The sequence below is a fragment of the Caballeronia insecticola genome (assembly GCF_000402035.1).
GTDB lineage: Bacteria > Pseudomonadota > Gammaproteobacteria > Burkholderiales > Burkholderiaceae > Caballeronia > Caballeronia insecticola.
On sequence record NC_021289.1, the window covers coordinates 150,924 to 174,665 of the forward strand.

The 23,742-nt window shown below is 65.4% G+C and carries 21 protein-coding genes and 1 riboswitch; of the genes, 10 read left to right on the plus strand and 11 right to left on the minus strand.

The window, feature by feature from the left end; translation table 11 throughout:
• Positions 1–76: 76 nt before the first annotated feature.
• A complete protein-coding gene (locus BRPE64_RS25400; RefSeq protein WP_016347798.1) occupies positions 77–2,590 on the plus strand; it encodes a glucose/quinate/shikimate family membrane-bound PQQ-dependent dehydrogenase in 2,514 nt (837 codons plus the stop codon).
• Positions 2,591–2,641: 51 nt separating this feature from the next.
• Here the strand turns inward: BRPE64_RS25400 and BRPE64_RS33325 are convergent, their stop codons facing one another.
• A complete protein-coding gene (locus tag BRPE64_RS33325; RefSeq protein WP_016347799.1) occupies positions 2,642–2,779 on the minus strand; it encodes a hypothetical protein in 138 nt (45 codons plus the stop codon).
• Positions 2,780–3,290: 511 nt separating this feature from the next.
• Between BRPE64_RS33325 and BRPE64_RS25405 the strand changes: the two genes are divergently transcribed.
• Entirely contained in the window at positions 3,291–4,796 is a 1,506-nt protein-coding gene (locus BRPE64_RS25405; protein WP_016347801.1) for an outer membrane protein assembly factor BamB family protein, read from the plus strand.
• Positions 4,797–4,879: 83 nt separating this feature from the next.
• Complete coding sequence (locus tag BRPE64_RS25410) at positions 4,880–5,347, plus strand: hypothetical protein (RefSeq protein ID WP_016347802.1); 468 nt, start codon at positions 4,880–4,882, stop codon at positions 5,345–5,347.
• Here BRPE64_RS25410 and BRPE64_RS25415 read toward each other — a convergent pair.
• On the minus strand, positions 5,344–5,790 hold the full coding sequence (locus tag BRPE64_RS25415) for an ester cyclase (RefSeq protein ID WP_016347803.1): 447 nt from the start codon (positions 5,788–5,790) through the stop codon (positions 5,344–5,346). The two genes, BRPE64_RS25410 and BRPE64_RS25415, sit on opposite strands and share 4 nt — an antisense overlap.
• 114 nt (positions 5,791–5,904) lie before the next feature.
• A riboswitch (yybP-ykoY riboswitch) is annotated at positions 5,905–6,082 on the plus strand.
• Positions 6,083–6,085: 3 nt separating this feature from the next.
• Between BRPE64_RS25415 and mntP the strand changes: the two genes are divergently transcribed.
• Positions 6,086–6,655 carry a manganese efflux pump MntP gene (gene mntP / locus BRPE64_RS25420; RefSeq protein WP_016347804.1) on the plus strand — a complete coding sequence of 190 codons (570 nt, stop codon included), beginning with the start codon at positions 6,086–6,088 and terminating at the stop codon, positions 6,653–6,655.
• On the opposite strand, the gene BRPE64_RS25425 is transcribed toward mntP, so the two are convergent.
• Positions 6,621–7,076: a DUF6632 domain-containing protein gene (locus tag BRPE64_RS25425; protein WP_016347805.1), complete on the minus strand. Its 456-nt coding sequence runs from the start codon at positions 7,074–7,076 to the stop codon at positions 6,621–6,623. The genes mntP and BRPE64_RS25425 overlap by 35 nt on opposite strands.
• Positions 7,077–7,251: 175 nt before the next feature.
• Here BRPE64_RS25425 and alr point away from each other — a divergent pair, with 175 nt between their 5' ends.
• On the plus strand, positions 7,252–8,358 hold the full coding sequence (alr, locus tag BRPE64_RS25430) for an alanine racemase (RefSeq protein WP_016347806.1): 1,107 nt from the start codon (positions 7,252–7,254) through the stop codon (positions 8,356–8,358).
• Between the two features lie 8 nt (positions 8,359–8,366).
• On the opposite strand, the gene BRPE64_RS25435 is transcribed toward alr, so the two are convergent.
• Positions 8,367–9,131, minus strand: a complete 765-nt coding sequence (locus BRPE64_RS25435; protein ID WP_016347807.1) for a hypothetical protein — start codon at positions 9,129–9,131, stop codon at positions 8,367–8,369.
• 407 nt (positions 9,132–9,538) lie between these two features.
• On the opposite strand from BRPE64_RS25435, the gene BRPE64_RS25440 reads away from it, so the two are divergent.
• The gene (locus tag BRPE64_RS25440; protein ID WP_016347808.1) at positions 9,539–10,414 is read left to right on the plus strand and encodes a manganese catalase family protein; all 876 of its coding nucleotides are present in this window, start codon (positions 9,539–9,541) and stop codon (positions 10,412–10,414) included.
• Here the strand turns inward: BRPE64_RS25440 and BRPE64_RS25445 are convergent.
• The 4 genes from BRPE64_RS25445 to BRPE64_RS25460 are packed head-to-tail and all read right to left on the minus strand — an operon-like array spanning position 10,411 to position 15,131.
• A complete protein-coding gene (locus BRPE64_RS25445; RefSeq protein ID WP_016347809.1) occupies positions 10,411–11,826 on the minus strand; it encodes a CoA transferase in 1,416 nt (471 codons plus the stop codon). The two genes, BRPE64_RS25440 and BRPE64_RS25445, sit on opposite strands and share 4 nt — an antisense overlap.
• A 28-nt stretch (positions 11,827–11,854) precedes the next feature.
• On the minus strand, positions 11,855–12,856 hold the full coding sequence (gene pdxA, locus BRPE64_RS25450) for a 4-hydroxythreonine-4-phosphate dehydrogenase PdxA (RefSeq protein ID WP_016347810.1): 1,002 nt from the start codon (positions 12,854–12,856) through the stop codon (positions 11,855–11,857).
• On the minus strand, positions 12,853–14,136 hold the full coding sequence (locus BRPE64_RS25455; RefSeq protein WP_016347811.1) for a four-carbon acid sugar kinase family protein: 1,284 nt from the start codon (positions 14,134–14,136) through the stop codon (positions 12,853–12,855). Before BRPE64_RS25455 ends, pdxA begins: the two co-directional genes overlap by 4 nt.
• Positions 14,133–15,131 carry a 2-keto-3-deoxygluconate permease gene (locus BRPE64_RS25460; protein WP_016347812.1) on the minus strand — a complete coding sequence of 333 codons (999 nt, stop codon included), beginning with the start codon at positions 15,129–15,131 and terminating at the stop codon, positions 14,133–14,135. Before BRPE64_RS25460 ends, BRPE64_RS25455 begins: the two co-directional genes overlap by 4 nt.
• A 264-nt stretch (positions 15,132–15,395) precedes the next feature.
• On the opposite strand from BRPE64_RS25460, the gene BRPE64_RS25465 reads away from it, so the two are divergent.
• Complete coding sequence (locus BRPE64_RS25465) at positions 15,396–16,175, plus strand: DeoR/GlpR family DNA-binding transcription regulator (protein ID WP_016347813.1); 780 nt, start codon at positions 15,396–15,398, stop codon at positions 16,173–16,175.
• Positions 16,176–16,218: 43 nt separating this feature from the next.
• On the opposite strand, the gene BRPE64_RS25470 is transcribed toward BRPE64_RS25465, so the two are convergent.
• Complete coding sequence (locus tag BRPE64_RS25470; RefSeq protein WP_016347814.1) at positions 16,219–18,714, minus strand: hybrid sensor histidine kinase/response regulator; 2,496 nt, start codon at positions 18,712–18,714, stop codon at positions 16,219–16,221.
• Between the two features lie 264 nt (positions 18,715–18,978).
• Positions 18,979–19,857 (minus strand): SDR family oxidoreductase, encoded by an 879-nt coding sequence (locus BRPE64_RS25475; protein WP_016347816.1) that lies wholly within the window; start codon positions 19,855–19,857, stop codon positions 18,979–18,981.
• 106 nt (positions 19,858–19,963) lie between these two features.
• Here BRPE64_RS25475 and BRPE64_RS25480 point away from each other — a divergent pair, with 106 nt between their 5' ends.
• Positions 19,964–20,821, plus strand: a complete 858-nt coding sequence (locus BRPE64_RS25480; RefSeq protein WP_016347817.1) for a LysR family transcriptional regulator — start codon at positions 19,964–19,966, stop codon at positions 20,819–20,821.
• On the opposite strand, the gene BRPE64_RS25485 is transcribed toward BRPE64_RS25480, so the two are convergent.
• Positions 20,815–22,152: an aminotransferase-like domain-containing protein gene (locus BRPE64_RS25485; protein WP_016347818.1), complete on the minus strand. Its 1,338-nt coding sequence runs from the start codon at positions 22,150–22,152 to the stop codon at positions 20,815–20,817. The two genes, BRPE64_RS25480 and BRPE64_RS25485, sit on opposite strands and share 7 nt — an antisense overlap.
• Positions 22,153–22,249: 97 nt before the next feature.
• Between BRPE64_RS25485 and BRPE64_RS25490 the strand changes: the two genes are divergently transcribed.
• Together BRPE64_RS25490 and BRPE64_RS25495 are read left to right on the plus strand one after the other, a co-directional pair.
• Positions 22,250–22,864, plus strand: coding sequence for a DJ-1/PfpI family protein (locus tag BRPE64_RS25490; protein ID WP_016347819.1), 615 nt, complete (start codon positions 22,250–22,252; stop codon positions 22,862–22,864).
• A gap of 176 nt (positions 22,865–23,040) precedes the next feature.
• Positions 23,041–23,736 (plus strand): GntR family transcriptional regulator, encoded by a 696-nt coding sequence (locus tag BRPE64_RS25495; RefSeq protein WP_232519327.1) that lies wholly within the window; start codon positions 23,041–23,043, stop codon positions 23,734–23,736.
• The last annotated feature ends 6 nt before the right edge of the window (positions 23,737–23,742 follow it).

The window sequence follows — 23,742 nt, forward strand, 5'->3', positions numbered from 1 at the left end:
CTCGACGACGCGACTGCGTCCGAACCACGACCGCTTGCGATCGTGTTCCGCCTTTCATCGTCACGGAGGTTTCAGCATGGCTGGCAACGGAAGACTTCATCCGCTCACGTTCTTCACGGCCATTGCGTTCATCGTCATAGGCGCGCTGCTCGCGGCCGGCGGTGCGTATCTCATCGCGCTGAAAGGGTCGTGGTACTACGCGATCACGGGTGCGGCCATCGTTCTGACGGGGCTTCTGCTGCTGATCCGGCGCCGCTCCGCGCTGCTGCTCTTCGCGCTCGTGCTGTTCGGCTCGACAATCTGGGCCGTTGTCGAAGTTCGTTTCGATTTCTGGCAACTGATGCCGCGCCTGTGGATCTGGGTGCTGCTCGCGCTGTGGCTGCTGATTCCGTTCGTGCATCGTGGCGCGATGCACGGTCCGCCCGCCAATCCTCGCGCCGCGCGCACGCCGCTTGCCGCCGCGATCGTGCTGGCGCTTTTGCTCGGCGTCGGCACGTTTTTCCACGATCCGCACGATCGGCCAGGCCGCATCGACGTGGAGGCCGCCGCCGACGCCAATCAGCCCGATACCAACGCGGGCACTGGCCGCGCGCCCGGCGACTGGATCGACTACGGCGGTTCTCCGCTCGCACAGCGTTACGCGCCGCTCGCGCAGATCACGCCGCAAAACGCGTCGCAACTGAAAGTGGCGTGGACGTATCGCACCGGAGACATGCCCGGCCCCGGCGATCCCACCGAGACCACCGACGAAAACACGCCGATCAAGGTCGGCGACACGATCTTCCTGTGCACGCCGCACAGCAAGGTGATCGCGCTCGACGCCACGAGCGGCAAGGAAAAGTGGCGTTTCGATCCGCAGATCCAAAGCCCGATCGGTTTCAAGCACTGGGAGCACATGACTTGCCGGGGCGTCGCTTATTACGATCCGGCGATGCACGCGGCCGCCGCCGTGTCCGCGCCTGCCGAAGCGAGCGCGCAGCCCGCTTCCGACACTGCGGTGACGGCGGATCAGGCTTCGGCGGCATCAGCGTCGGTACCGGCAGCGCCGCCCGCGCCCGTGCAAACGCCCGCGCAAACCACGGCGCTGGCCGAATGCCCGCGCCGCCTGTTTCTCCCGACCGCCGACGCCCGCCTGATCGCGCTCGACGCCGACACCGGCAAGCCCTGCGCGAGCTTCGGCAAGAACGGCGCGATCGATCTGCGCGCGAACATCGGCCCGTTCACGCCGGGCGGCTATTACTCGACGTCGCCGCCGGCGGTGTTCGGCAAGCTCGTGATCGTCGGCGGCCACGTGACCGACAACGAGTCGAACAACGAGCCGTCGGGCGTGATCCGCGCGTTCGACGTCAACGACGGCCATCTCGTATGGAACTGGGATTCGGGCAATCCGGACGCCACCGCGCCGATCGCGCCGGGCGGTACCTACGTGCGCAATTCGCCGAACATGTGGTCGATGTTCAGCGTCGATGAGAAGCGCGGCATCATCTATCTGCCGATGGGCAATCAGACGCCCGATCAATGGGGCGGCCAGCGCACGCAGCAAGCGGAGAAGTTCGCGGCGGGTCTGGTCGCGCTCGATGCCGCGACCGGCAAGCTGCGCTGGAATTACCAGTTCACGCACCACGATCTGTGGGATATGGACGTTGGCGGCCAGCCGACGCTCGTCGATCTGCAGACGGCGCAGGGCACGCAGCCGGCGGTGATCGCATCGACTAAACAGGGCAGCATCTACGTGCTCAATCGCGAAACCGGCCAGCCGATCGTGCCGATTAACGAGATGCCGGTGCCGCAGGGCGCGGCGAAGGGCGATCGCACGTCGCCGACGCAGGCCGTCTCCGCGCTTAACTTCAACCCGCCGCGCGTAACGGAAGCCGACATGTGGGGCACGACGCCGTTCGATCAACTTTGGTGCCGCGTCAAGTTCCGAAGTCTGCGCTATGACGGGCCGTTCACGCCGCCGTCGGAGCAGGGCACGCTGGTGTTTCCCGGCAATTTCGGCGTGTTCGACTGGGGCGGCATTTCGGTCGATCCGGTGCGCCAGATTTTGATCGCGAATCCGGATTACATGGCGTTCACGTCGAAGCTGATTCCGCGCGAAAAGCTGCAGGAAGGCGCTACGAGCACTAGTGAGACGAGCGGCATCAAGCAGGCGCGCGGCACGCCGTATGCGTATGAAATCAGCGCGTTTCTCTCACCGCTCGGGATTCCGTGTCAGGCGCCGCCGTGGGGTTATATGGCGGGCGTCGATCTGCGCACGAACAAGATTGCGTGGATGCACAAGAACGGCACCATTGTCGATAGCGCGCCGCTGCCGATCCCGATGCCGCTCGGCGTGCCGAGTCTGGGCGGGACGATGGTGACGGCCGGCGGCGTCGCGTTCCTGACGGGCACGCTCGACCAGTACGTGCGCGCCTATGACGTGCACGACGGCAGAAAGCTGTGGGAAGCGCGCTTGCCGGCAGGCGGCCAGGCCACGCCGATGAGCTACGCGGATGCCAGCGGCAAGCAGTATTTGCTCGTGACCGCAGGCGGGCACGGCTCACTGGGCACGAAGGCGGGGGATTACGTCATCGCGTACACGTTGCAGTGAGGTTGCGATGACGCGGTGTTGCGCGCGGGGAATGTTTCCCGCGCGCAGACGTTACATCGCTCGACGATACGCTTCGGCCATCAGCGCGCTGACTTTGGCGCGGGCTTTGAGGGCGTCGCGCACGGCGCTGCGCACTTTGGCGGCGATGAGCGAAACGAGAGCGATAGGGGTAGCGGCGATGATTCCCATGGTGAACTCCGGCTTAAGGGTAACTATCTAGGTAATAACCCTAGGTTAGCACAGGTGACGCGTTGCAACAAATTTCTTTCGGGAAATTAAGCATTTAGGGTGCGGCATGGCGTCCGCCGCGCGCCCGACTTGCCTTCTCCGGAAAGGGAGAATGCCGATGAAAACGCATTTCTCGGGAATGACCGCGGGATTTGGAGTCGCGATGGCCGCGGCGGTCATCGTCGCGTGCAGCGGCGGCGGCGGGGGATCGGGCGGCGAGTCCGCTTCCACGGCGCCGGGTGCCACCGCGCCGGGCGGCGTCGCGCCTGCGGGGGCGTCGAGTCCGTCGGCGGCGTCGTCGGGTGGAGCGGCGAGTGCGCCCGCCGGTGCAAGCTCGGGTACGTCCGGTATGTCGGGTACGTCGGGCACATCGGGCACATCGGGGAGCGGAAGTTCGAGCGGCAGCGGCACCGGCGGTGCTTCCGGCAGCGGTTCCGCTTCCGGCGGCGTCACCACGCCGATCGGCAATCCGATGGACGTCGCCACCTATCACAACGACATCGGCCGCACGGGCCAGCAACTCGCCGAAACCATCCTCACGCCCGCGAACGTGAATGCCAGCACCTTCGGCAAGCTCGCGGTCTTTTCCGTCGATGGCGCCGTTGACGCCGAGCCGCTCTTTCTCGCGGGCGTGTCGATCGCGGGCGGCACGCACAACGTGCTTTACGTCGCCACCGAAAACGCCAGCGTCTATGCCCTCGACGCCGACAGCGGCGCCGTGCTCTGGAAGACCACGACGCTCGGCAGCGGCGAAACACCCAGCGACGACCACGGCTGCCCGCAAATCACGCCGACCATCGGCGTCACGGCGACGCCGGTCATCGACCGTTCGCGCGGGCCGCATGGCGCGATGTACGTCGTCGGCATGTCGAAGGACGGCGCGGGCCGCTATCACCAGCGCATCCACGCGCTCGATATCACCACAGGCGCCGAGCTTTTCAACGGTCCCACGGAAATCACCGCGACATATCCCGGCACCGGCTCAGGCAGCCAGAACGGCACGCTCACGTTCGACCCCGGCCAGTACGCCGAGCGCGCGTCGCTTTTGCTGCTCGGCGGCACGGTCTATACCGCGTGGACGTCGCACTGCGACATCCTGCCGTACACCGGCTGGGTGATCGGCTACAACGCGAACACGCTGCAGCAGGCGAGCGTGCTGAACGTGACGCCCAACGGGCAAATGGGCGCGATCTGGATGAGCGGCGCGGGCCTCGCTTCCGACGGCGCGTCGATCTATTTCCTCGACGCGAACGGCACCTTCGACGCCACCCTCAACGCGCAGGACATGCCGATCCACGGCAATTTCGGCAACGGCTTCCTGAAGCTCGGCACGTCGCCGACGCTTTCCGTGACGGACTATTTCCAGCCGTCGAACACGGTGCAGGAGTCGAACGCCGACGAAGACTTGGGCTCCGGCGGCGCGCTCGTGCTGCCCGATCTCGCCGATGCGAGCGGCACGGTTCGTCATCTCGCGCTCGGCGCGGGCAAGAACTCGACGATCTATATCGTCAACCGCGATTCGATGGGCAAGTTCGATTCGAACGCCGATCACATCTATCAGGAGCTTGTCGGGCAGATTCGCGGGCCGATGTTCGCCGCGCCCGCGTACTTCAACAAGACGGTGTATTTCGGCTCGATCGGCGACAGCATCAAGGCATTCACGATCACCAACGCCGCGCTGTCCGCCACGCCGACCAGCCAGACGGCGAACACGTTCGGTTCGCCCGGCGCGACGCCCAGCATTTCCGCCAACGGCACCGCGAACGGCGTGCTGTGGGCGGCGGAAAACGGCACGATCGCCGGTCTGCGCGCCTACGATGCGACCAACCTCGGGCGCCAGCTCTACAACAGCGGCGACACCGGCGGGCGCGACCAGTTCGGCCAGGGCAACAAGTTCATTACGCCGATGATCGCGAACGGCAAGGTGTATGTCGGCACGAAGAACGGTGTCGGCGTGTTCGGGTTGCTGCCGAAATAGTCTCCGGCGCGGGCCGGGATGCGTTATATTTCAAAGTATACAGCGCATGATTCTGCGCTTTCGATATTCCGGCCCCCCGCAATATGCTGACGCGCACCCGAACACTTTCTCCCGATTCCGCCGGCAGCGGTTACGGCGCGACTATCGTCGTCGTGAAGGCGGCGCGCGATCTCGTCGATGCGCATCGGCGGTTGCATGGCAGCGTGCTGCGTTTTCTCTCCCGGTTCGACGATGCAGGCCGCGCCGTCCGCGAAAGGCCGCAGCCGCTGGAAACGCTCGTCGGGCAACTGGAGAAGAAGGCGCGTGCGGCGGGCTTCGCGCGCATGCGCGAGCTGAGCGCGACCGTGCAGGCGGCACGCGAGGCGGCGCGGCAGCGTGAATGGCTCTTCGCCGATTCGTTCGGCACCGACGCGCCCGCGCTGCAAGAGGCGGCGCGCGCGCTGGAGCGTCTGGATGCGACGCTCGTCGGGCTATGCGTCGAACACGTATTGCAGACGACCGCGCCGCGAGCCGCGAAAAGCCGCGCGCGCCGGACCCGGCAAGACAACTAAGCCGGCGGATTTACGCCGGGCGGCACGGCGTCGAGTTGGCGGAACACGCTCAGCCAGTCTTCGAGATGCCAGGTCTTCGATACGCGGCCGTCGCGCACTTCGTGGAACGAGTGAATCGCGAAGCGGATGGCCTTCTTCGTCGCGGCGATGCCCATCAACGGGCCGGATTGCGTCCCGCTCACTTCGGCGCGCACGCCGACGCGATGATCCTGAATCAGCATGTCCAGAATTTCGATGCGCATGTCCGGCAGCGCGCTGGCCAGGTCGGCGAAGATGGGGATCATCTGGTCCGGGCCGGACGCTTGTCCGGGCGGCTCGGGGAGATATTCCCAGTCGGGCGTGACGGCTTCGCGCAACAGCGCGACGTCCTTGCCCGAAAACGCGCGATAGAGCCGCTCGACCGCTTCGCGCGCGGCTGCCTGAGTGAGCTGATCTGCCTGCATGGTGCCTCCGTCATGGTGCTGTCTGCATGAGCCGGGAACTGCGGCATAACGCGCTCACTGTACCGCAATCGACGCGAACCACGCCGGAACGGTCGATAAGTCATGTTAAGCTCACGTTTCTTCGCTGGGGAGTAGCCGGCTTTTCCGCAATGGAAAAGCGCCCATGTCAACACGCTCGGTCGGTCAGACCGTGGCATGGGTAGCCATAACAAGGTTGGCAAGACCATCGACACAACTCGCGACCGGTCGGGCGCGCGTTCTGTCGTTCCATCTTGCCCGACCAGAGCCCTACTCGATGAACCTCGCTTCCACCATTTTTCTGGCGTTCGCCATGTCCACCGATGCCTTCGCCGCCGCTGTCGGCAAGGGCGCAACCCTGCACAAGCCGCGCATCCGCGAGGCGCTGAAGACCGGCGTGATCTTCGGCGTGATCGAAGCGCTGACGCCGCTCGTCGGCTGGGCGCTCGGACGGGCCGCCGCGCAATACGTCACGGCGTGGGATCACTGGATCGCGTTCGGCCTGCTGTTCCTGCTCGGCGCGCGCATGATTCGCGAGGGCCTGAGCAATCCGGGCCACGAAGAAGAAAAGCCCAATTCCCACTCGTTCTGGGTGCTCGCGCTGACGGGCTTCGCCACCAGCATCGACGCGATGGCGGTCGGCGCGGGCCTCGCCTTCATCGACGTCGATATCTTCTCGACGGCGGCGACCATCGGCTTCGCGACCATGCTGATGGTGACCATCGGCGTGATGGTGGGACGCGTGGTCGGCGCGACGATCGGCAAGCGGGCGGAGATTGTCGGCGGGCTGATTCTGATTGGCGTGGGCAGCGTCATTTTGGCCGAGCATCTCGGCTATCTGAGTTAAGTCGATGTGACTTGCCGCCGCGCGGCATGAACGCGGCCAGCGCGGCGGCGACGATGAACAGCGCGGGCACATCGCCGAGCAAATGCCCCAGATGCTCCCGATGCCCGTCGCCGCCGAACGACTGCACGGCCATGATGGCGGCGTGCACGATGCTCGACCACACCGTGAACCAGATCAGGCTCAGATGCCTGAGCGGATCGCGCGACGCGATCAGCAGAAACACGCCGAGCGTCGCGTAGATGCCGACGATCATCAGCGCATATTCCGAGAGGCCCGCGTGACTATCGTGGCTGAGGTGGCCTGTCTCCCAGGCCCATCCCGCGGGCCAAAAGAGCATCAGCGGATAGAGGCCGAATAGCGCGATCAACCCTACGATCACGAGCACGATGCGCAGGCAGGCGAGACGGCGGACGTCGTCCATGGCGGGCTCCTTCGCGTGATTCCGTATGAGCCAGACGATACCGCGCTACCCGCCGCTGCGGCCGGGAAAAATGAAACAGGCAATATCACCAAAATATCGGAAAAATACATTAACAAACACTGCCTGTTGGCCGATACGATTCACGATTCCACTGTAACTTCCCGAAAATCCAGCCATGCCACGTCCGATTGCCGCGCGTATCCATGCCGATGCCGTTCGTCACAACCTGCAACTCGTCAAGCGCACGGCGGCGGCGTCGCGCGTGTGGGCCGTCATCAAGGCGAATGCGTATGGTCACGGCATCGAGCGCATTTACCCGGCGCTCGGCAACGCGGACGGCATCGCGCTGCTCGATCTCGATGAAGCCGTGCGCGTGCGCGAACTCGGCTGGACCAAACCGGTGCTGCTACTGGAAGGCGTGTTCGAGCCGAAGGACGTCGAGACGGCGGAGCGGCATCGGCTGACCGTCACCGTCCATTGCGACGATCAGCTCGACATGCTGAAGGCCGTGCGTCCAAGCGAGCGCATCGGCGTTCAGTTGAAGATGAACTCGGGCATGAACCGGCTCGGCTTCCGGCCGGCGGATTTCGAGCACGCGTGGGAGCGCGCGTCGGCAATCGACGCGATCGGCTCGATCGGACTGATGAGCCATTTCGCCAATGCCGACGACGGCGCGATCGACTGGCAGATCGACGAATTCGATGCCGCCACGCGCAACCTGCCGGGCACGCGCTCGCTGTCGAATTCGGCGGCGGTGCTGTGGCATCCGCGCGCGCATCGCGACTGGGTGCGGCCCGGCACGATCCTCTATGGCGCCTCGCCGACGGGTTGCGCGCGGCATATCGAAGGCGTTTCGCTGCGCGCCGCGATGACGCTCGAAAGCCGCATCATCGGCGTGCAGACGCTCGCGGCGGGCGAGACCATCGGTTATGGGCGCAGCTACACGGCGGAGCGCGCGATGCGGATCGGCGTGGTTGCGTGCGGTTACGCGGACGGCTATCCGCGCCATGCGCCGACGGGCACGCCGGTCATCGTGGACGGCGTGCGCACGCGCATCGTCGGACGCGTGTCGATGGACATGCTCACGGTCGATCTCACGCCGTGCCCGGCAGCGGGCATCGGCTCGGCGGTCGAGCTGTGGGGCGAGCGCGTGAAAGTGGACGAAGTGGCGGAACCGGCCGGCACGATCGGCTACGAGCTGCTGTGTGCGCTCGCGCAGCGCGTGCCGGTGAGCGTGGACGCGGCCGTGGCGAGCGAAGAATCGGAAACCGCTTCCGCCTGAGCTTCGCTTCAGCGCGTGGCGGCCAGATAGAACGCCGTCGAGCGCTGCGGCGTGACGCCGACGATCGTCATCTGATTGTTGACGACGGTCGCTTCCACCGACATCGACTGGCCATTGCCCGTCGCGCAAGAGGCGTCCGTGAAGTTCAGCGTGCCGTCCAGAATATGCTTGCCGGTCGCGCGCGGTTTGAACGTGCCGGTGAATGTGCAGGCGCCTTGCGCGCCCGTCACCGAACCGTCGGAGCGGAACGTGACGGTCGTCGGCGTCGCGATGGTCGCCGGGTTTCTCCACGTGCCGAGCACATCGCTGATGGCGAGCGGCGTGTCATACACGGCGTTGTAATTTCCGTTGAAGTTCAGGGCCGTGATGTTCGGTGTCGTGTTGATGGATACCGTCGCCGAGAACGTGTTCTTCGCCGTGAAATTGCCGGTGAGTTGCCCCGCGATGATCGCGCCCGATGTATGCACGGCGACGGTCGCCGGATCGGTGAAGGCGCCGTCGGTGGCCGTGACGATGCCTTCCGTCAGCCAGACGAGATCGGCATTCGACGTGTAGATGCTGAAATATTGCCCCGTCTCAAGGACGATGGTCTGCGCGGCAAGTCCGGTGGTCGTCGCGCCGAACCAGATGCCTTCGGGAATCGCGTGCGAGGTCTTGGCGACGCAGCTCCGTTGCAGATCTGCGCTCGTGACGCATGTCTGGTCGCTGCCGCCGCCTCCGCAGGCAGCGAGAACGGGCAGGGCGAGCAGCATGAGCTTCGATGGCAGTTTCATGAGAGCGTTTGGCGTTGTTTTAGTCGGATATGCACGAGTTCGGGCGCCCACGGCGCGCTAGCCCCGTATTAACGGACACATCCGCAAAAACTTGAGTGGATTCCACAGGCACGCGCGGTGCTGATGTAAATAACTAGACAGCAATGCCGGAAGCGGCATGCCCATTGCTGCTAACTAAGTAACCCCGCCGCGCGGTTTGCGCTGGCAACTGTTTTCCACTCCACGGCACATCAACGCCGTATCACGCCAGCGCAATCATTCATGCGCTGAGACTCGTAGCCACACGATCGCAAGTGACGCCACGGCGTTCCTCCGCGTCGGGGCTCGATCGAATCAAATTTCTAACGACTGCGTCGGCAAGCCCCCGCAGGGGCTTAGCTCGTCCTCACAAAACAGGAGTCATCGATATGTTCGTTCATAACAAGCGCCTGCAATATACCGTCCGCGTGAGCGGCCCGAACCCGGGTCTCGCCAACCTGCTGCTGGAACAATTCGGCGGTCCGCAAGGCGAACTGGCGGCCGCTTGCCGCTACTTCACGCAGGCCGTTGGCGAAGACGATCCGGGCCGCAAGGACCTGCTGTTCGATATCGCTACGGAGGAACTGAGCCATCTGGAAATCATCGGCTCGATTGTCGCGATGCTGAACAAGGGCGCGAAGGGACAGCTCGCCGAAGCGGTTGAATCGGAAGCGGAGTTGTATCGTTCGCTGACGGGCGGCGGTAATGGCTCGCACACTACCGCGCTGCTATTCGGCGGCGGCCCTGCACTCACGAATTCGGCGGGCGTTCCGTGGACGGCCGCGTATATCGATACGATCGGCGAGCCGACCGCCGACTTGCGCTCGAACATCGCCGCCGAGGCGCGTGCGAAGATCGTCTACGAACGTCTCATCAATGTGACCGACGACCCCGGCATCAAGGAAGCGCTCGGCTTTCTGATGACGCGTGAAATCGCGCATCAGAAGTCGTTCGAAAAGGCGCTGCATTCGATCCAGCCGAATTTCCCGCAAGGCAAGCTGCCGGGCGATCCGGCATTCACGAGCGTCTACTTCAACATGTCGAAGGGCAACGACGCGCGCGGTCCGTGGAACGAGGGCGGCGACTGGGAGTTCATCGAGGACCCGCAGCCGGCCGTAGATGGCGGCGACGGAACCGCGACGGTGAACGTATCGGAACTGGACATCGAGACGCTGCAGGCGATGGCGGCGCGCACCGCATCCGATCCCGCCACCGACCCGATGACGGGCGCGGACCTGGGCGCGGGCGAGGCCGTCAAGGCCTAATCAGCTGAGTTCCAGTCCGCAGCCGAAGTCCCCGGCGGCGCGGAAGGCCGCGTATAGGCCGCCGGGGTCCGCGCAAAGCGGGCACTCGGCCGCACCGCCAGCAACTCACCGAAGCCGGATTCATAACGCTCCATATGGGGCGCGAGGTCCGGCTTCGGCCTTTTCGATCCGTCGGCGATCCGTCCGAGACCGCGCAGCCATTGACCGGTCTGCGCCAGCGACACTTCGACATGCCAGCTCCCGCCTTCGCGCTGCTGCTTCCATGAAGCGGCCGCCGCGCCGAACGCCATCAGAAAGCCGCTTGCCATGTCGAGCATTTGCATCGGCAATGCGCGTGGCTTGTTCTCGTGGGCCGCTTCGGCTTCGGCGGCATTGAAGCCCATCGCGGTCTGCACCAGCGAATCGAAACCGCGCCGCTCCGCCCACGGTCCCGCCGTGCCATACGCGGTGAGCGACGTATATACGATGCCCGGCCTGCGCCGCGCCACTTCCTCCGGCCCGAAGCCGAGCGCCGCAATTCCGCCCGGCCGATAACCCTGCGCAAACACATGCGCCTCATCGATCAGCCGCCCGAGCGTCTCGCGGTCCTGCGCCGCGTGCAGGTCGAGCAACGCCGAACGCTTGCCACGGCTCGTATCGGCGATGGCGGGAATATTCGGCAGATGCGGCGAATTGACGAGCATCACGTCCGCGCCGAACGCGGCGAGCGCCCGCCCGCCGACGGGGCCCGCGAGAATCCGCGTGAAATCGAGGACGCGCAGGCCGTCGAGCGGACGCGCATCCGGTGAGAGCGGCGGCAACGCGAGCGGCGGCGCATCGCCGATTCGCGTGATCGTCATCAACGGCTGTGCGGCGATGGCCTGGCCTTGCGGCGTCGCGTCCCATTCGTCGAAGGTGCGCAACATCGACACGACGAGACCGCGCTCGGCCGCCGCGTTCTCGTAATCGCTCGCGCGCCACGCCAGCAGCGCGCGCTCGGCGTCTTCACGCGTGGCCGTGCGCGGATCGAGTCCGAGCAGACGCAGCGCGCCATCCTGATGATGTTCGAAGTTCGCGTGGATGCGCACGTAGCCATCCGCGCAGCGATAGAGACCGGAGAAGCGTCCCCAGGTCTCCGGCTCCTTGCCATCGACCGTGAACGCGCCCGTGCATTCGACAGCCGCAGCCGTCATGTCGACGCAGACGCGCTGCCGTTCGACGCCGCGCGCCACGCCAAGCTCGCATGCCGCGAGCGCCGCCGCGCCGATGGTCGCGTGCGCCGCCGTGCCGATTGCAAAGCTGGAAGGGAAAACCGGATCGTGACCGGGAAGGTCGATGTAAGAAAGCGCATCGCCAGGCAAGCCGGCAATGCGCCATATGTCGTGCAGCGTATCGAGAGAGGAAGTCATGATCGGCCGGCGCGAACGCTTCATGTGAAGCGTTCATTATCGCGCCGTCCGCTCAATGGCGCCGCGTCGCGAGTTCCGCGCCCTGACGCAGTGCTTCGAGCATGCTGCCTTCATCGGCGATGCCTTTGCCCGCGATATCGAACGCCGTGCCGTGATCGACGGACGTGCGGATCACATCGAGACCGACCGTCACGTTCACGCCCGCTTCGAGACCCAGCACCTTCACGGGACCATGCCCCTGATCGTGATACATCGCGACGACGAGATCGAAGTCGCCCCGTCCCGCGCGATAAAACAGCGTATCGGCGGGCAGCGGGCCGGTCACGTCGAGGCCGCGTTCCTGCAAAATCTTCACGGCGGGAATGATCTTCTCTTCTTCCTCGCCATAGCCGAACAGCCCGTTTTCGCCCGCATGCGGATTGATCCCGCACACGCCGATGCGCGGCTTCTCGATGCCCGCCTTCACGAGCGTCGCGTTGCCGCGCTCGATCGTGCGCTGCACGAGACCCGGCTCGATCTTGCGGATCGCATCGATGATGCCGATGTGCGTCGTCACGTGAATCACGCGCAATTGCGGCGCGACGAGCATCATCGACACTTCGTCGACGCCCGTCAGATACGCGAGCATTTCCGTGTGGCCGGGAAACTTGTGGCCGCCCGCGTGCAGCGCTTCCTTGTTGAGCGGCGCGGTGCAGATGGCATCGATCTGTTTGGCCTGCGCCAGGTCCACGGCACGCGCAATGTATTGATAAGCCGCATTGCCCGCGACGGCGGAGAGTTCGCCGAAGGGCAGGTCGTCGGGAATCAGGCCGAGATCGATGCAATCAATCACGCCCGGTTCGTAACGCGCCTGCGATGCGTCCTCGATACACCGCACTTTCGCGTGGCCCCCGACGAGTTCGTTCGCGCGTTCGAGACGGCGCGCGTCGCCGATCACGAGCGGACGGCACTGCTGGTAGACCGCATCGTGCGCGAGGCTCTTGACGACGACTTCCGGGCCCACGCCGCTGGCGTCGCCCATCGTGATGCCGATTACGGGAAGATAGTTGCTCATGATGTTTGTCTGGATGATGTCGGTGACGGGTGCGCGGCGGACATGTCCGCGCCGCGCAAATGCAGGTACGCGCCGAGCAGCGCATGCTCGCTGCCGAATGCGCCCGCCTTCGTGACGATGGCGGGGCCGTGGCCGTTCGAGGGCCGTCCGAGCGCGACGCCCGCTTCGATTTCGCGGACGAGTTCGAGGCTGCCGAGATTCACGGCGGCCAGCATCGCGCGTGCGGTTTCGCCGCCGGTCGCGATCAGTCCGCCGAGCGCGGCGAAATGCGGTGCGACGAGCGCCGCGAGCGCGTTCGACAGCAGCGCGCCCTCGGCGGGATCGAAGGCATCGTCGCGGCCGATGCGCAGAATCGCATCTTCATTGCCGCGCACTTGCCTGCCGATGCGTTCGTGCCACGCGTGCCATTCCGGATGACGCGCGCCGTCGCGCAGCACGGCGGGCGGCACGATCATCTCGCACACGCCTGCTTCGGCGCGGAGCAGCTCGCATTGACGCACGGAGATCGCCGAGAGGCTGCCGACCAGCGCGAGGATCGGGCCGCGCGCCGCTTCGAACGGGCGCGTCGCGGGCGTGGCGGCGCTCGCATCGAAGAGATCGGGCAACGCGGCCAGTTCGCGCGCGAGTCCGCCCGAGCCGACCCAGAAGAACGGCGCGTCGATCGATGCGGTCACGCGTGCGAGCGCGGCGAGATCGTCGCTGGTTTCGGCATCGACGACGATCGCGTCGATGCCATGCGCCGACGCCGCCGCCGACTCGACCATCGCGGCGACATCCTGCGGCGCGGCGCGGAACGCATCGAGCGAAACGTGCGCGACGCGCAGGCCCACCATGTCGAGCAGCACGCGCAGTCCGGCGTTTTGCCCGGCGTTTTCGAGCTGCCACGTTTCGGTGTCTTCGAGCGGCACGCCGCGTACGAACACGCGGCCGTCGCGCACGGTGCGGCCCGTCGCCGGAAACGCGGGCGTGACGATCGCCGGTCCGGCGATCCGCGTCAACGCGGCGACTTCGGCTGTCCAGTTGCCGCGCAAGGTCGAATCGATCTTCTTGTACAAACGCCGTCCCGGCGCACGCAAGCTCTGCCACGCGCTGGCCGTGCGTCTCGCGGCATCGGCGGGGTCAAGGCGGCGCGTATCGGTGTCGGCGGCGATGACTGCGGCGTCGATGTCCGTGGCGCGTGCGTCGAGCGACACGACCGTCTTGCGCCCCGCCGCCGCAAACGCGATGGCGCAATCGGCGGCGCCCGAGAGATCGTCGGCGACGATCAGCAAGCTCTTCATTGCGTGGCCTCGCGTGTCTTCGACGAGGCGCGGGCGTCGTTGCGCGCATTCACACGCTTGGCAATCGACGCCGTCAGCACCGGCGACACGATGGCCGTCACGACCACGCACGCCGCGACGAGCAGCGTCGCGCTCTTCGCCGCTTCGGCATAAACGGGATTGGCCGCCGCGATCAGCGCCGGAACCGCCGCCGCATTGCCGGCCGTGTTCGCCGCCGCCGCGCCCGCGACGCCCGTGCCGCCGGTCAGGCGATCCGCGAAGTAAAGCGGAATGCCCGTCACGACAACGACCGCGAAGCCCAGACCGATGCCCAGCAAGCCCGCTTGCCAGACCTTGTGCAGATCGAGGCTCGCGCCGAGCGCCAGCGCGAAGAACGGAATCATCACGGGCACGGCGCGGCCGAGGAAGTCGCGCATTTCGCGGTCGAGATTGCCGAGCAGCATGCCGACTGCGAGCGGCAGAATGCTGCCGACGAGCGTCGGCCACGGAAACGCGGAGAGGCCGGCGACGCCCAGCGTGACCATGGTCAGGAACGGGCCGGATTCGAGCGACATGATGGTGTAGGCGCCGACATCTTCGGATCGGCCATATTGGCCCATCAGCGCCATATACAGGCCGCCGTTGGTGTCGTTCATCGCGGCGACGACAGCGAGCGTCGAGATGCCCGCGAACACGCCCGAGGTGATCGGCTGCTCGCCGAGAAAATGCCCGAGCACGATGCCCGCGATAATCGCCGTGCCGACTTTCGTCGCGAACAGCGCGCCGCCTTTCCGGATGAGGTAAGGCGTTGCCTTCACGTCGATGCTCGCGCCCATGCACACATAGAACACCGCGAGAATCGGCAGCGCGCCGGTAAAGAGCGCGTTGGTGAACGAGCCGAAGAACTTCGGCATGCCCGGCGCGAACGTGGCGATCAGCGAGCCGAGCAGCAGCGGGACGATCATCATCCCGCCAGGCACGCGCTCGACGGCGCGCTTGATATGAATCTGAGCCATGCGTGTCTCCAAAAGGGGTCTCTGGCTGAAGCGATCATAAATTGACCGAATCGATCAATCGAAGTGTAGCCTTGCCGCCAACTTTGCGCAAATCGCTCGGTATGCGGGTTTACTCTGATCGGGTCGAGCGGAAATTGTCATTAAAAATGATCGAATCGATCAAAGCGATGGAGTGCGTCCGTCTCTTCGATCAGCATTCGGCGGACCCGTCCGGTTCGTTACACTGTGCGTCCGCGCCAACCCCGCAAAAGATTCAGGAACACGATGAAAGTCGAGAAACGCCGCGAAGCGATGCTCAAGGCCGTACTGTCCGGCATGAACGATGTCGCCGCGCTGTGCGACCACTTCGGCATGTCGGAGGCGACGGTGCGGCGCGATCTGCGCGCGCTCGCCGGAGAGCGTCGCATCGTGCGCACATATGGCGGCGCGGCGTCGGTGGGCATGCACGAACCGGAAGAGTCGCTCGACACGCGGCGCGAGAGCTTTCGCGAGCACAAGGAAGCCATCGCGCGCGCGGCGGCGCGGCACGTGCAGGACGGCGACACCGTTTTTCTCGACGGCGGCACGACGACCGCCGCACTCGCGCGCTGCCTGATCGGCCGGACGGAGATTCACGTCGTCACGAACAATCTGCTCGCGGTGAGCGTGCTCGCGGCCGCCGACGTGCGCGTGACGCTGATCGGCGGCGACGTGCGGCCGTCGAGCATGAGCACGCTCGGGGCGCTCGCGCAACTGGCGCTGTCGCGCATCACGTTCGACAAGGCGTTTCTCGGCGCGGACGGCGTGGTCGCGGGCCGCGGCCTGTGCGAAGCCACGGCGGAGCAGGCGTTCTTGAAGGAATGCATCGCGGGCCAGGCGGCGGGATTGTTCGTGCTGGTCACGTCGAACAAGCTGGAGCGCGCGAGCCAGCAGCACTGGACGCCGCTGGAACGCAACTGGACGCTCGTCACCGATGCGCTCGCCGAAGCGCCGGTGCTCGTGCGCTTCGAGGAACGGGGAAACGTGACGGTGGAATGCGCGGAGCTTATGTCGAAGGAATCGTGACTTAGCACGACGGCGCAGTCGCCCGCGCGCGCCGCGCAAAGCGTCACGCGTGCGCCGCCAGCGCCAGCACGCGCTCCAATTCCGGAAGATCGACCGGTTTGACGAGATGCGCATCGAAACCGGCGGCGCGCGTGCGCGCGCGGTCTTCGTCGGAACCCAGGCCTGTCATGGCCGCGACGATCACGCGCTTGCCGTCGTCGCGCATGCGGCGGATCACGTCGAAGCCCGTCAGGCCCGGCATCGACAGATCGAGCAACACGACCTGCGGGCGCTGCGCCTCGAATGCATCGAGCGCTTCGGCGCCGTCGTAGGCAGCGCGCGCGCGATGGCCGAGCATATCGACGAGCAGCGTCATGCTGTCGGCGGAATCGCGGTTGTCGTCGACGACGAGCACGTCGAGCTGACGGCCCGCGAGCGCGGCCGGCAACGCGTCCGCCGGCGCCCCGCTTGCCGGCGCCTCCGCGAGCGGCAGCCACAGCGAAAACGCGCTGCCCTTGCCCGCGCCGCCGCTCTTCGCCTCGACGTGTCCGCCGTGCAGCTCCGCGATCGCCCGCACGAGCGTGAGGCCGATGCCCAGGCCGCCTTCATCGGGATGCGCGCCCGGCGCGTGCTCCTGCACGAACAGATCGAATACCGTGCCGAGCGCATCGGCGGAAATGCCGCGCCCCTGATCGACGACGCGCACCATCACCGAGCCGCCGCGCGGGCCGACTTCGAGGGTGATGGTCGATGCGGGCGGGCTGAACTTCGATGCGTTGTTGAGCAGATTGTTGAGCGCCTGCACGAGCCGCGTCGAATCGCCGTTGACGTAGAGCGGCTGTCCGCTTTCCTGCAGGACGATGCGCTGCCCGCGCTGATCGATGAGCGGCTGGCTCGCCTCGACGCTCAGATGCACGACATCCGCGATATCGAGCACATCGGTCGACAGGCGGATCTTGCCCGAGCTGACGCGCCCGGCTTCGAGCAGGTCATCGACGAGATGGGTCAGGTGCGCGAGTTGCCGGTCGACGATCTGCCGGCTGCGGATGACTTCGGCATCGTCGGAGGCCTTCAGCTTGAGGATGCTCACCGCGTTGCGGATCGGCGCGAGCGGATTGCGCAGTTCGTGGCCGAGCAGCGCGAGAAACTCGTTCATGCGCCGGCTCGACGCTTCCAGTTCTTCGAGCCGCCGCCGCGCGGTCATGTCGCGCGTGATCTTGACGAAGCTGCGCTCGCCGCCGCTGTCGTTGGGCAGCGCGCTCAGGATCATGTGCGCCCAGAACTCGGAGCCGTCGCGGCGCACGTGCCAGTCTTCGTGCTCGATGCGGCCGCGTTTGGCCGTCAGCGTCAGATCGTCGCCCGGACGGTCGCGGCCATGTTCGTCGGACGTATAGAACAGCGCGAAATGGCGGCCGATGGCTTCCGCCGCCGTGAAGCCGTAAATGGCGCGCGCGCCGTCGTTCCACGAGCGCACGTAGCCGTTCTGATCGAGCATGCAGATCGCGTAATCGCTCACCGAATCGATCAGCAGACGCAGGCGCTCGTTCGCTTCGGTGGCAACGCGCCGGTCGGTGATGTCGTGCACGAAACAGGCGAATTGGCGCTGGCCTTCGTACCACACTTCGCTGATGGTCAGCTCGGCGGCGAACTCGCTGCCGTCGCGGCGCAGCGCGGGCAACTCGACGCGCTGATTGATCATGCGCGCCTCGCCGGTCGCGAGATAACGCGTGAGCCCGGTGCGATGCGCGTCGCGCGAACGCTCGGGCACGATGAACGACGCCAGTTCGCGGCCCGCGACTTCCTGCGCTTTCCAGCCGAACAGGAGCGCCGCGGCCGCGTTCCATTCGACGACCATGCCTGCCTCGTCCATCGACACGAACGCGACGTGCGCGTTGTCGAGCACAGTCTGACGGCGGCGCATGGCGTCGGCGAGTTTCTTTTCGTATTCGCTGCGCAGCGCCGATTCCACGTTCAGATCCGCCGCGACGCTCGCGTTTTCCTTTAGCAGTTCGCGGTTTTCCTGCGCGATCTGCTCGCGCGCAATCGTTTCGGCAATGCACGCGCAAAACGCATCGAGAATGCTGATATCCGACGGGCCGAAGTAATCGACCTCACCGGAGATGAGCTTCAGCACCGCAACGGAGCGGCCTTCGTAGACGACCGGCGCGACGACCATCGACACTGCGCCGACCGCCTCGCACGCCGCGCGATCCACGCGATGATCGGTTGCCGTGTTGCGGCTGATCAACGCTTGCTGGCGCGTGATGCACAGCCCGGACAGACTGCCGGCGGTGGGCAGCCGCACGCCGACATGCGCCGCCGCCGCGCCGCTCGCCGCGCGATAGACGAGTTCGGCGCCCTCGATCCACTCCACCACGGCGGACGCGACGCCCGCAACTTCGCGCAGAGTATCGGTGACTTTCTGCAAGTAGGCGGGCAATGGCAGCCGCGAATGCGCGAGGCTCGCGAAAGTCGCGAACCAGCGCTGGGAATGCGCTTGCCGCGTGTGTTCCGCGTCGAGCTTATTTTCTGGTGTGGACGCCTCGTATTGAGTCCGCATAGGCCAATTTCCAGTCGATGGATCGCGGTGTTAATCGCGGCGGCATCGGTTAGGTTGAGACGGATATTGGCGTTAATTGGAACACAAAATGAGCGCGGGACGTTCGGTATTTATGACGGCTTTCTGATTTCGCGCGGGTTCGTCGGCATAATTTTATCGGTGCAATTCGGATTGATTTACCGCGCGATTCGTGCGTGGAGATTCGCGCGCGATTAATTGCCGCATTAATCGCGCGCGAAGCCTGAACGAGCAGCGATTAAGCCGTTATTGCCCGGACCACTCGCGCGCCGAATCGGCGGCGAAATCGCGGTATGTCCGTGGCGGCCGTCCCAGCAAGGCCGTCAGCCGTTCGATATCACGCGGCGTGGCCACCGCGCCGTCTTCCTGATAACGCTGCATCATGAGCCGCATATCGTAGGCGAGCCATTCGGGGCCGGCGTTTTTCATGCGCGTTTCGAACGCATCGAGATCGTCGCCGACATAACGGATTTCTCGATTCAACGCGGCACTCCAGATTGCGCCGATGCTGTCCGCGGTCAGCGCATCCGGACCGGCGAGTTCATAGGTTTCGCGCGGCAACGGCGCATTGCTGCGTTCACGGCGCAGAAGTTCGCGCGCGGCGGCATCGCCGATATCGCGGACATCGACCATCGAAATGCCCTTCGCGCCAATCGGCATGCCGTAGACGCCGTGTTTCAAAAGCGCGTCCTTCAGCCGGATATCGTTCTGAATAAAGTACGCGGGACGCAAAATCGTCGCGGGCAAATCGCGGTGCTCGATCATGCGTTCGACTGTGTGCTTGCTGGTGAAATGGGGCACGTCGGAATAAGCGTCGCCCTTGAACACCGACAGATACACGATGCCCTTCACGCCCGCCTCGCGCGCAATGCTCATCGCCTGCAACGCCTGCGTCAGTTCGTCCGCCGCGTTCGGTGCGAGCAGGAAGAGCGTGTCGATGTCTTTCATCGCGTCGCGCAACGCGCCGATCTCGGTGAGGTCGCCCTTGACCGCCGTTACGCCCGCCGGAAAATTCGCGCGTTCCGGCGAACGCGTCAGCGCGCGCACGCTCGCGCCGCTGCCCTGCAAATGTTCGATCACTTGCGTGCCGATGACGCCGGTGCTGCCCGTTACGAGAATAGTCATGTCGATCTCCTGGATGGATACGTTAAGGACACTGTTACGATAAGCGTTCCAATTGCGAGCCGATAGACCGAAATTCGAGACGGCTCGTCTCATCGATGGAACGAACATGGATCTGACCGCACTCGCCGATTTCAACGCCGTCGCGCTTCACGGCGGTTTCGGGCCCGCCGCGCGCCAGTCGGGCCGTCCGAAGGCGACGCTCTCACGGCGCGTCGCGGAACTGGAGCACAGTCTGGGCGTGCGGCTGATCGAACGCGGATCGCGCACGCTGCGTCTGACCGAGGAAGGCCGCGCGCTGCACGAACGCACGCGCGGCCTGCTCGCCGAAATCGACGACGCCGGCGAAGCGATCGCCTCGCGCGCGCCCGTGCCGCGCGGACGCCTGCGCGTGAGTGCGCCGATCGTGTTCGCGCATGTCGTGCTGCCGCGCGTGGCGGCGCGTTTCGCGCGGGCGTATGCGCAGGTGGAACTGGAGATCGTCGCGGAGGATCGCGTCGCCGATCCGGTGCAGGACGGTTACGACCTCGTGATCCGCGTCAATCCCGACGCCGATGAATTGCTCGTGGGCCGCCGCATCGCTACCGACCGGCGCGTGCTCGTCGCGCCGCGCGGCTTCACGATGACCGATGACGCATCTTCCTTGCCTGCCGTCGTGCTGACGCGTGCGGCCGGCGAGTCGTGGCGAATCGAAACCGCCGATGGCCGCGAACGCGTGTTCACGCCCGAGCCGGCGCTGCGCTTGTCGTCGCTGCTGATGGCGCGCGAAGCGGTGCTCGAAGGCGCGGGCGTCGCTTTGTTGCCGGGCTTGCTGGTCGAGCCGGATGTCGCGGCGGGCAAGCTCGCGATGCTCGGCCGGGAAGCGGGGCCGGCCGTCGAACTCTGGGCGCTGTACAGTTCGCGCCGCTTGCTGAGCGCGAAGGTGCGGGCGTTTCTGGACATGTTTCAGGGCGCGGATGTTCAGTAAGCGTGCGCCTCCACGACTTCCGCCACGCGTCGCAACGCTTGCTCGAGCGTTTCCGTATCCACCGATCCCAGCGCCAGCCGCAACGCGTGCGGCACGTGCGCCGTGGTGCAGAACGGCCCAGCTGTCGATACCGAAATGCGCTCGCGCATGAGCGCCGCCGCGATGCGGTCCGGGCGGACTTCCTCCGGCATCGGCAGCCATAAAAAGTATGAAGCGGGATGCGTCACGCGTTTCAGACGGCCGAGCGCCTGCGCCGCGATGACCTGCCGCATCGACGCGTCCGCGCGCTTCTCGGCTTCGAGTCTGTCGACCGTGCCGTCCTCGATCCAGCCGCATGCGATTGCCGTCATCACGCCGGGCGTGTTCCATGTTGTCACTCGGATCGCGCGCTCGATCTTCGGCACCCATTCGAGCGGCGCGACGACATAACCCACGCGCAGACCCGTCGCGACGTTCTTCGAGAAACCGGACACGTACACCGTGAGTTCCGGTGCGAGTGCCGCGAGTGGCGGCGGAGCGTCATCGGCGAGAAAGGCGTAGGCGGCGTCTTCGATGATCACGAAGCCATGCTTGCGCGCAAGCGACACCAACTGCTTGCGGCGGCTCGCCTTCATCACCCAGCCGAGCGGATTGTGCAGTGTCGGCATTGCGTAGAGCGCGCGCACGCGGCGGCGCTTGCAGAGCGTTTCGAGCGCATCGAGATCGGGGCCCGCGCCCGAAGCGGGCAGCGGCGCGAGTTCGAGCCTGTGCGCATCGGCGAGCAGTTTGAAGCCGGTATAGGTGAGGGCATCGACGGCCACGACATCGCCCGGCTTCAGCAGTGCCATGACGGTCGTGGCGAGACCGTGTTGCGCGCCGTCGACGAGCATCGTTCGTTCGGCGCTCGCGGCGAGTCCGCGTCGCGCGAGATGACGTGCGACGCACGCGCGTTCATGCGCGCGCCCGCCGTGCGGCTGATAGCGCAGCAACGCTTCCAGATCGCCTGCCGACGACAACTGCCGCAACGCGCCGCGCAACAACTCCGTCTGCCCCGTGAGCGCGGGATAGTTGAAGTTCAGATCGACCATGTCTGCGGCGATGGCCGCCTGATCGATGCCGAGTTCGCGCGCCAGCGTCGTTTCCTTGACGAAGGTGCCGCGTCCCGTTTCGCCGCTGACGAGGCCCATTGCGTCGAGTTCGGCATAGACGCGCGTCGCCGTGACGAGCCCGAGCCCTTCGCGTGCGGCGAGTTGACGATGCGTCGGCAGACGCGTGCCGGGCGCAAGCCGGCCCGATTGAATCTCGTCCGCGAAACGATCGACGATCTGCTTGTAGCGAGGCGGTTTAGGCATGCAAAGCGCACCGATGTATCCATGACAATTTTTTGATTGTATTCGCCTTTCGCCCTAGGATGCCCACATGCGGTCTTCACGATAAAAGGAGCACACGATGCACATCGCCATTCTCACGTTCGACGGCTTCAACGAACTCGATTCGTTGATCGCGCTCGGCATTCTCAATCGCATCAAAAAGCCTGACTGGAAGGTGTCGCTCGCGTGTCCGTCAACGCAAGTGCGTTCGATGAACGGCGTCGTCATCGAGGCGCAGGCCACGCTCGAAGATGCCGCGCACGCGGATGCCGTGATCGTCGGCAGCGGCACGAAGACGCGCGATGTCGTCGCCGATGCGGCGTTGATGGCGCGCCTGAAGCTCGATCCCGCGCGGCAACTGCTGGGCGCGCAATGCTCGGGCACGCTCGTGCTCGCCAAGCTCGGCTTGTTGCAGGACGTTCCCGCATGCACGGACCTGACGACCAAGCCCTGGGTCGAAGAAGCGGGCGTGCGCACGCTCGACCAGCCGTTCGTCGCGAACGGCAACGTGGCCACGGCGGGCGGCTGTCTTGCGTCGCAGTATCTGGCCGCGTGGGTGATCGCGCGTGTGGAAGGCATCGAAGCGGCGCGCGGCGCGATGCACTATGTGGCGCCCGTCGGCGAGAAAGAGGCGTATGTCGAACGCGCGATGCGCAATATCGAGCCTTATTTAAAGGTCGCCGCGCACGCCTGACCGCGCTTGCGATCGTGCACTGCAAAGCCCGTCACCATGCGCGTGACGGGCATTTTCATGCTGCATCCGCGCATTAAACGCTCCGGGAAAATCCCTAAAGAAACATCAGACGTCTGATGTATATTTCAGGCACTGCGATCCTAGAGACCTTCATGCGCCTGAGCGTCGAACCATCGATGAGCGACAAGATCCAGGAATCGCTCCTCACGATGATTCGCGAGCGCAAGCTCAAACCCGGCGATCAGATTCCCACTGAAATCGAGCTTTGCGAGCTGCTCGGCGTTGGCCGGTCCAGCTTGCGCGAGGCCGTGGCGCAGATGATTTCGCATGGCTTGCTGTCGCGTCAGCAGGGCAAGGGCACCTTCATCAGACAAATTTCGCTGAAGCTGCACGGCGGTCTCGATGATCTGATGTCGGTGACGGACATGATCCGCAGCGTCGGCGCGGTGCCATCGACGAGCCGCATTCAGATGGACACGGTCGCGGCGTCGGAGAGTCTTGCGGAGAAGCTCGGCATCCGGCCCGGCGATCCATGCATGAGGATCGAGCGCGTGCGCCGCGCGGACGACGCCATCGCCGCATATTGCATCGACACGATTCCGAAGCACGTGTTCGATGCAGCCGAAGGCGAGCTTGGCGAATCGCTCTTCGGCATGTTCGCGCGCACGGGGCGGCGGCTGTCGCACACGCATACGTCGATACAGCCGACCATACTCACGCCGCGCGATCTGCCGGAACTGGGCGACGGCTTCGGCCTGTTTCTGCTGCTGGACGAAGTGGATTTCGATCAGAGCGGCGAGCCGCTTTGCTATAGCAACGACTACTACAACACGAGCATCTTCAAGTTCGATCTCGTGCGCAAGCGTCGCTAACGAGGA